Raw genomic sequence first — 8,619 nt, 5'->3', positions numbered from 1 at the left:
AATTGATGTTTACCTTGCAAGCTATGGTAAGCGGCAACCAGTGTTCAGTTCAACAAAAAGGTTGTCTTTGAGTCAGCAGAGAGATATTCGTTAAAAACGTATAACAATCAAATTTTATCGCCAGCAAAAAGCGCTGGCTACGACGTCAACCCGCTGCGCGGCTTTCCGCGCTAAATTTGGGTGTTATGCAAGTGGCAGTAATACAGATCGTATGGGATAAATAAGAAGATTTGATATGGCTGTCTCACAGCAAGTAATACATTCGATGAAAGTTCAAAATTTAAAGCCGGCAAAGCCAACCGGTGCGTATTGTTGCCGGCCTGGCGCAAGTCGGGCTTTTCTTTTCGGTAAATTTATGGTTAAGTAAAAAGGCAAGACCAAGATACAAACTTGTCGGAGTGCATTAGGGCGATATTGCCCTGAAGCTGAGACCGCATTGCGGGATCCGTTGAACCTGATCAGGCTAATACCTGCGAAGGGAACAAGTAGTGATTATGTACCGGCTGACCAGCTACGAATACCGAGGCTTACAAATCTCTATTCTGAGTTGTGTTATCTGATAAGTAACGCAAGAGCTGCTGAATAGCAGTTTGATTTTGCTGCTGCTGACACTTAATCCTATCCAACACTCCTGACAAGCATTTTCCCTTAACTTTTTGGTGAGATTGCTATGTCAACCACAGAATTATTTACCCCAGAATCACAAACAGCCCCAACTCAGGCGACATCTAAGCTTGTTGAGTCCAGCATATCGTCACGTCGGGCACAGCGCCAGGCAGCACGCGATTTTATTGCCCAGCTGCAAGGCGAGGCCTATCCCAATTCGAAGCGTCTTTATTTACCGGGCAGCCGGCTAGATATGCAGGTGGCAATGCGCCAGATTATGCTGGCTGATACGGTGGTTGGTGGCACGCCCGAAGCGCCCATTACTGAGCCGAATGAAGCGGTGCCGGTATATGATACCTCAGGCCCTTATGGCGATCCGGGCGCCAGTATCAATGTTGAAGATGGCTTAGCGCCGCTGCGGCTGCCGTGGATTATAGAGCGGCAGGATACTGAGCAGTTGTCCAGATTAAGCTCACGTTTTAGCCAGCAGCAACAGCTGGAAGCACCAGTGCCCCATCGGTTAAACCGGCAACCTTTGAAAGCCAAGCCGGGTAAAAGGGTTACGCAATTGCATTATGCCCGCGCCGGTATTATCACCCCGGAGATGGAATATATCGCCATTCGCGAGAATATGGGCCGCGATCAGGTTAAAAGCGCCTTGTTAACGCATCAACATCCGGGGCAGCCCTATGCTGCGGCCTTGCCTGCGCAAATCACAGCGGAGTTTGTCCGCGCCGAAGTGGCCGCTGGCCGGGCCATTATTCCGGCTAATATTAACCACCCTGAAGCCGAACCGATGATTATCGGCCGCAACTTTCTGGTAAAAGTGAACGCCAATATCGGTAACTCGGCAGTGACCTCCAGTATCGAGGAAGAGGTGGAAAAGCTGGTGTGGGCCACGCGCTGGGGCGCCGATACGGTGATGGATCTGTCTACCGGGCGCGATATTCATCAAACCCGCAGCTGGATCATCCGCAATAGCCCGGTACCTATTGGCACAGTGCCAATTTATCAGGCGCTGGAAAAAGTCAAAGGCGTGGCCGAAGATCTGACCTGGCCTATTTTTCGCGATACCTTGTTAGAGCAAGCCGAACAGGGCGTTGATTACTTTACTATCCATGCCGGGGTGTTATTGGCTTATGTGCCCATGACCGCTAAGCGTCTCACCGGCATTGTATCGCGTGGTGGCTCGATCATGGCTAAGTGGTGCTTAACGCATCAGCGCGAAAATTTCTTATATGAGCATTTTCGGGAAATTTGCGAAATTTGTGCGGCTTATGATGTGTCGCTGTCGTTAGGCGATGGTCTGCGCCCGGGTTCGATTTATGATGCCAATGACCAGGCTCAATTTGCTGAGCTGGCAACCCTGGGAGAGCTGACCAAAATCGCCTGGGAGTACGATGTACAGGTGATGATCGAAGGCCCGGGCCATGTGCCGATGCATCTAATTAAGCAGAATATGGATGAGCAGCTGAAACAGTGCCACGAGGCGCCATTTTACACCCTGGGACCACTGACGACCGATATTGCACCGGGTTATGATCATTTTACATCTGGTATCGGTGCGGCTTTTATCGGTTGGTTTGGTTGCGCCATGCTGTGTTATGTCACACCGAAAGAGCATTTAGGCCTGCCAAATAAAGAAGACGTGAAACAGGGGCTGATTGCCTACAAAATAGCCGCCCATGCTGCGGATCTGGCCAAAGGGCATCCGGGTGCACAAATTCGTGATAATGCGATGTCGAAGGCGCGCTTTGAGTTTCGCTGGGAAGATCAGTTTAATCTGGCGCTGGATCCGGCAACTGCCCGTCAGTATCACGATGAAACCTTACCGCAAGCGTCGAACAAGAGCGCACATTTTTGCTCAATGTGTGGCCCGAAGTTCTGCTCAATGAAAATTACTCAGGATGTACGTGATTATGCAGCCACACTCTGAGTTGATGCCGCAGGCAGCTGAGCTGAGGCGCAATAAAACTGAGGCTACCAAAGCGATTGTATGGTCTATTGCTGGCTCTGACTCGGGTGGCGGTGCCGGTATTCAGGCAGATTTACTGACTATGCGCGCCTTTGGCGTGCATGGCTGTAGCCTTATCACTGCAATCACGGCACAAAGCTCGGTAGAAGTGGCGCGGGTGGAGCTAGTATCTGAACAGATGCTGGCCGCGCAGTGGCAAACGTTACTGGCCGATTTACCGCCAGTCGCAATAAAAATTGGCTTAGTGGCGAGCCGCGCGCAACAGCAGCAGCTCGCAACCTTACTCGCCACCTTGCCGACAACGATACCGGTAATAATCGATCCGGTGTTAATTGCCAGCTGCGGTGATACGCTAACGCTAGATTCAGGCTCGGATGCCTTGCCGGAGCTGTATCGCTTTGCCAGTTTGCTGACGCCCAATCTGCCGGAATTAGCCGCTTTAACCGGCTTAGCGGTAACAACCCCTGAACAGATCATCACAGCGACAGAGTGCTTGCTGACAAAAGGGGTGCGAGCGGTATTGGTAAAAGGCGGTCATGCCAGTGGTTGTAAACGGCTGGCGCTGGATTATCTGGCATCGACCAGGCAGCAATACTGGTTAGCCAGCCCCAGAATTGATACCGAACACAATCACGGTACAGGATGTAGTTTAGCGAGTGCTATTGCCAGTGGTCTGGCGCTAGGTTATCCGTTAGATGATGCCGTTGTTCTAGCCAAAGCCTATCTTAACCGCGGTTTAAGTGCGGCCTATGCCACGGGGCAGGGAGCAGGCACCTTAAGTCACTTGCCATTGCCTGTTGCCGCCGAACATTTTCCGCTTTGGCTTAATACGGCGCAGGTGCAGGCGCTCTATCAGGGCGCGACTTTGGCAGATTTACAGCCATCATCTGCTGCTTTTTCGCCTTTAGCGCAAGCGGAAATGGGGCTGTACCCGGTGGTTGATTCGGTAGCCTGGTTAAAGCGGTTATTACCGCTTGGGATTAACACCATCCAGCTGCGGATTAAAACGGCTCATCAGCAATTGCTTAGCGCTGAAATTGCGGCAGCCATTGCGCTAGGTAAGCAGTATCAAGCACAAGTGTTTATTAACGATCATTGGCAATTGGCCATACAGCTTGGTGCCTATGGCGTGCATTTGGGGCAAGAAGATTTAGCGACAGCCGATCTTGCTGCTTTACAGCAAGCCGGTATTCGCTTGGGGGTTTCGAGCCATGGCTTTGCTGAGTTGCTTCGCGCCAAAGCGCTGCAGCCGTCTTATATTGCGCTTGGGCATATTTTTCCAACTAAAACCAAGCAAATGCCCTCGCAGCCACAAGGTGTGGCCAGACTGGCGCAGTATGTACCCTTGGCAGCACCTTATCCAACGGTAGCGATTGGCGGCATTAATGCTGAGCGTTTAGCGGCGGTGGCGGCTACCGGGGTAAAGAGTATTGCGGTGGTAACAGCCATTACCGAAGCAGCCGATCCTGAACAGGCAACCCAGCTGCTGATGGCGTGTCTGGCGCAAGCTAAAAGTGGCATGCAAGCTCAGCAAGTGATGCCTGCGTCAGCCTTGACGGTAAGCAAAGCGCCGGGCGATGTAAAAGGTGAGGTAGACGCCTGTGTCTGAACTAACGCCAGCCCAGCAGTTGCGCTATAGCGCACAACTGCTGCTGCCGGAAATGGATGAGAGCCAGCAATTGCGATTGTTGCATAGCAAGGTGTTGATTATTGGTTTAGGCGGTTTAGGCTGCGTGGTCGCGTCCTATTTAGCCGGAGCTGGCGTGGGGCATTTACTGCTGGCCGATGATGATCGCGTGAGCTTAAGCAATTTACCCCGGCAATTACTCTATAGCAGTGCCGAGGTTGGCCAGTTAAAGGTCGATGCAGCCAAAGCGCGGTTACAGGCGCAAAACCCGGAGCTGGTCATTACCCCTCTGGCAGCGCGTTTAACCTTGCCTGATCTGCTGGTGCTGTTACCTGGGGTTAATCTGGTGCTGGATTCTACTGATAACGCCAGCAGTCGCTTAGCGATTAATCAGGCCTGTTATTTACGGCAGGTACCGCTAATTAGCGGCGCGGCCAGTGGCTGGCAAGGGCAGCTATTAGCGCTTAAGCCTTGGCTGGGGCAGGGCTGCTATCAGTGCTTATACCCCGATTGGCAGGATAGCCCCAGCTGTTTACAAAGCGGCATCTTGGGGCCATTAGTTGGCCTGGTGGCCTGCCAGCAAGCGCTACTGGCGCTTAAACACCTCTTGCAAATAGGCGATGTGTCCTTTGGCCGCTTGCACTGTTTTGATGGTCTGCACGGCCAGAGTAGTCAGTTAACGCTGCAACAGGATCCGGCATGTCCGATCTGTGCTGTCAGCGACAGCTAACCTTTTTCGCCCTAATTCGATTCAAGAGAGCAAACACGATGCTGATTTATTTTAATCAACAACCTATTGCATTAACGCCGCCTTGCACGGTGGCAGAGTTTTTGGCCGGTCAACAACAACTACGCCCCGGTATCGCGGTTGCCATTAACCAGCAGGTGATCCCGCGTAGTTGCTGGGATACTCAGCCGCTTAACGATGGCGATACGATTATGCTGTTTACTGCCATAGCTGGAGGGTAAATATGGCCTATCAAATAGCAGGACATACTTTTCAATCACGTTTACTAACCGGCACCGGTAAATTTCAAAGTGCTGGTTTAATGCAGCAAAGTTTAGCAGCCAGTGGTACCGAGCTGGTCACCATGGCGCTTAGGCGGGTCGATTTGATGACACGTCAGGATGAAATTTTACCGGTGCTTAGCGCACTGGGCGTTAAGCTACTGCCAAATACCTCTGGTGCTCGCACCGCCGAAGAAGCCGTGTTTGTGGCTGAGCTGGCGCGTGAAGCATTGCAAACGCACTGGCTAAAATTAGAAATTCACCCTGATCCGCGCTATTTATTGCCCGATCCCATTGAAACGCTTAAAGCCGCTGAATTGTTGGTGGCCAAAGGCTTTGTGGTGTTGCCGTATTGCGGCGCCGATCCGGTGCTGTGTAAACGTTTAGAAGAAGTCGGCTGCGCAGCGGTGATGCCGCTGGGCGCGCCCATTGGCTCAAATCAGGGCCTGCAAACCCGCGATTTTTTACGCATTATTGTGGAGCAAAGCCGGGTGCCGGTGATAGTTGATGCTGGTATTGGTGCGCCAAGTCATGCCAGCGAGGCGCTGGAGTTAGGCGCTACAGCGGTATTAGTTAATACCGCCATTGCCAGTGCCGCTGATCCTATTGCGATGGCGCAAGCCTTTAAACTGGCCTGCCAGGCCGGGGAGTTAGCCCAGCAAGCTGGTTTAGCTGCCCGTCAGCAATATGCAGTGGCCAGCAGCCCATTAACGGCCTTTTTGGAGAGCCTATGACAAGCAATGCCTTAGCCGGTGGGCGCATGGCGAATGATGCGCAAGCGCTGCAGCTTGAGCCCAGCGGTTTTAGTTTGCTGCTGGCCAGGCAAGATAGCCAGCAGTGGCAGCAAAAAATTATGCAGGCCGATACGGCTGCGGTGCAGCGTGCTTTAGCAAAAAAGCGCCGTGATCTGGATGATTTCGCAGCGTTAATTTCACCGGCAGCCGCGCCTTTTTTAGCGCAAATGGCCAGCCAGGCGCAGCTGCTTACCCGCCAGCGTTTTGGCCATGCGCTGCAGTTTTATATTCCGCTGTATTTATCCAACTTATGCGCGAATGATTGCAGTTATTGCGGTTTCTCGATGAGCAATGCGCTAAAAAGGCGCACCCTGACGCTGGCTGAGGTCGAGCAAGAATGTCAGGCCATAAAAGCACAAGGCTTTGCAACGGTATTACTGGTCGCCGGCGAGCATGAAAAAAAAGTCGGGCTCTCGTACTTTAAGCAGGTGCTGCCGGTGGTAAAGCGCTACTTTAGCTATGTACTGCTAGAGGTGCAGCCGCTGGCCAGCCGTGATTATGCTGAGCTTAGGCAGTATGGGCTCGATGGTGTTTTGGTGTATCAGGAAACCTATGATCGCCACGGCTATGCTAAACACCATCTTAAAGGGAAAAAAATGGATTTTGACTGGCGCCTTGCAACACCAGAGCGACTGGGGCAGGCCGGGGTAGATAAAATAGGCCTTGGCGCTTTGCTGGGGTTAGGCGATTGGCGGCTAGACTCGTTATATCTGGCCTTGCACCTGCGTTACTTGCAGCAACATTATTGGCGCAGCCGCTACAGTATGTCGTTTCCACGACTGCGACCCTGCGCGGGTGGCTTGGCCGATCAGGTGCTACAGCAACATCAATCCGATACCCTGATCAGCGATAAACAATTGGTACAACTGATCTGCGCCTGGCGCTTATTTGATCCTGAGCTGGAGCTCAGTTTATCCACCCGGGAATCGGCGCATTTTCGCGATCATGTGGTGCCGCTGGCTATCACCAGTATCAGTGCCGGCTCCCGCACTGCCCCGGGCGCTTATGCCGATGCAACAGCCAGTTTGGAGCAATTTAGCACCGATGATCAGCGCAGTGTCCAGCAAGTTGCGGCCAGCATGGCAAGCCGAGGCCTGCAGCCGGTCTGGAAAGATTGGGAAACCGGACTCTGTCGCAGTTGATGAGCCTTAGACAGCAGCCAGGCGAGCCTGTTGGGTAAGCAGCACCCGCGCTTGCCAGGCCGGAGCGGCCTGTTGCCATTCTTGCTCGTAGGTGAGTTTTTGCGCGTGGCCATTTAAGGTTAAGCGGGCTTCCGTATTCTGATCACCGGCACTTGCCTGATGATACAGTGTGATGCTTAAACGGTTATCGTGCTCCAGATTGCGGGCATGTTGGGCAATATCGGAGCAAGAGCAGTAACCGCGTCTAACAAGACAGAAAATCTGGCTTTATGCATGGTTTTTGGGGGTGACAAATCGGAGGAAATCAGCGAGCATAGTTTTAACATTTATGGTGAGCATCCGCGATGTGGGATTGTTGGCGAATGATCAGATCGGGAACCGCCATGAATGTTCCCTAATCGCCTAAATTTTTATTCTAACTACAAAATTTCTGGGGATACCTCAGGCCGTTATCACTATCAGGTTCGCCCCTTGGACAACGCAGCTAACAAGTTACTCCACGCCAGTGGACCTCCCCCAATAAAGTAGACGCCTAACATACGGTAAGGTCGGCAAAACAAGGAGTAAATGGATGGATCAAATAGCAAATCGAATAATCGCCGTCATTTTAGGTGTTGCACTAGCTTATGCATCAATCGCAATTATTGGCATTGGTGCTGCAGTAGCGATACCCGCTAACCTGCTAAAGTCTGTAGCTCAAGTATCAAGCTTACTTGCATTCACGCTGGTCGACTTATTCACTATCGCAGTGCCGCTGGCGGCGGCATTTTTAGTGGTAGCTTTCGCCTGTAAGTTGGTAATCAGAAAGCCAGATTTTACGTTTTACGCATTGTTGCTCGCGCCTTTAGTACTCTTACAGCTATATTTCGTTGTGCAATCACAACCTCAAACGCTCAATAGCTTAATTACAACGCTGCCGCGTTATCTGTTGTTGGTGGTGTGCTTTTATTTCTTAGTTCGCAGCACTAAGCAGGCAAATACCTAACAAGGCTGGTGAGCAAATGGCCAGCATGGCAGAGCAGGGGCTGTGGTATCCGACAATATTTACCTCAGTTATCGTACTGGTACTGTTGGTGTGGGCGCTTTATGGCCTGTCGTGGTAGCCAGCTGGCCGTAGATCATACACCACAAGGACAAACAATTTTGCAACCAACAAGAACCAAGCCAAAACTCCGCTCTATTATCGCCGGCGCACTTACGCTAGTTGCCAGCTTAGCGGTATCCGCCAGCGAACCGCTGCCGCCGTGGCAGCAAAAACTTGAGCAATCGGCGTTTTCCGGCACCGTATTAATTGCTAAATCCGATACCCTAATCTTTCAGCAAAGCTTTGGCCTGGCCGACCGGGAAAAGCAGCGCGCCTTTGATAATGCTACGGTATTTGATATCGGCTCACTCACCAAGCAATTTACCGCGACAGCAGTCATGCAGCTGGTAGAGCAGGGCAAGTTATACCATTCCATCTTAAAG

General features: G+C 51.9%; 8 protein-coding genes and 1 riboswitch. All 8 genes read left to right on the top strand.

All coding sequences use genetic code 11. The features are described 5' to 3' along the window. The first annotated feature begins 384 nt into the window (after window positions 1-384). A riboswitch (TPP riboswitch) is annotated at window positions 385-498 on the top strand. A gap of 172 nt (window positions 499-670) precedes the next feature. After that, window positions 671-2,542: a phosphomethylpyrimidine synthase ThiC gene (gene thiC, locus AAY72_RS08130; RefSeq protein WP_057786680.1), complete on the top strand. Its 1,872-nt coding sequence runs from the start codon at window positions 671-673 to the stop codon at window positions 2,540-2,542. Continuing rightward, complete coding sequence (gene thiE, locus AAY72_RS08125) at window positions 2,526-4,190, top strand: thiamine phosphate synthase (protein ID WP_057786678.1); 1,665 nt, start codon at window positions 2,526-2,528, stop codon at window positions 4,188-4,190. Before thiC ends, thiE begins: the two co-directional genes overlap by 17 nt. Continuing rightward, window positions 4,183-4,938, top strand: coding sequence for a HesA/MoeB/ThiF family protein (locus tag AAY72_RS08120; RefSeq protein WP_057786677.1), 756 nt, complete (start codon window positions 4,183-4,185; stop codon window positions 4,936-4,938). The genes thiE and AAY72_RS08120 overlap by 8 nt, the downstream gene beginning before the upstream one ends. 38 nt (window positions 4,939-4,976) lie before the next feature. Beyond that, entirely contained in the window at window positions 4,977-5,177 is a 201-nt protein-coding gene (gene thiS / locus AAY72_RS08115; RefSeq protein WP_057786675.1) for a sulfur carrier protein ThiS, read from the top strand. A 2-nt stretch (window positions 5,178-5,179) separates the two neighbouring features. Continuing rightward, a complete protein-coding gene (locus AAY72_RS08110; protein WP_057786673.1) occupies window positions 5,180-5,950 on the top strand; it encodes a thiazole synthase in 771 nt (256 codons plus the stop codon). Next, complete coding sequence (gene thiH / locus AAY72_RS08105; protein ID WP_082628971.1) at window positions 5,947-7,152, top strand: 2-iminoacetate synthase ThiH; 1,206 nt, start codon at window positions 5,947-5,949, stop codon at window positions 7,150-7,152. The genes AAY72_RS08110 and thiH overlap by 4 nt, the downstream gene beginning before the upstream one ends. A gap of 571 nt (window positions 7,153-7,723) precedes the next feature. Further along, a complete protein-coding gene (locus AAY72_RS08100) occupies window positions 7,724-8,137 on the top strand; it encodes a hypothetical protein (RefSeq protein ID WP_057786671.1) in 414 nt (137 codons plus the stop codon). A 158-nt stretch (window positions 8,138-8,295) separates the two neighbouring features. Next, the coding region (locus tag AAY72_RS08095) for a serine hydrolase (RefSeq protein WP_231728927.1) at window positions 8,296-8,619 on the top strand (324 nt) is incomplete at its 3' end.

This window comes from Alishewanella sp. WH16-1, assembly GCF_001441695.1.
Taxonomy (GTDB): Bacteria; Pseudomonadota; Gammaproteobacteria; order Enterobacterales; family Alteromonadaceae; genus Alishewanella; species Alishewanella agri.
Note: the sequence above shows the minus strand (reverse complement) of the source record. Positions and strands in the feature narration are given on the sequence as shown.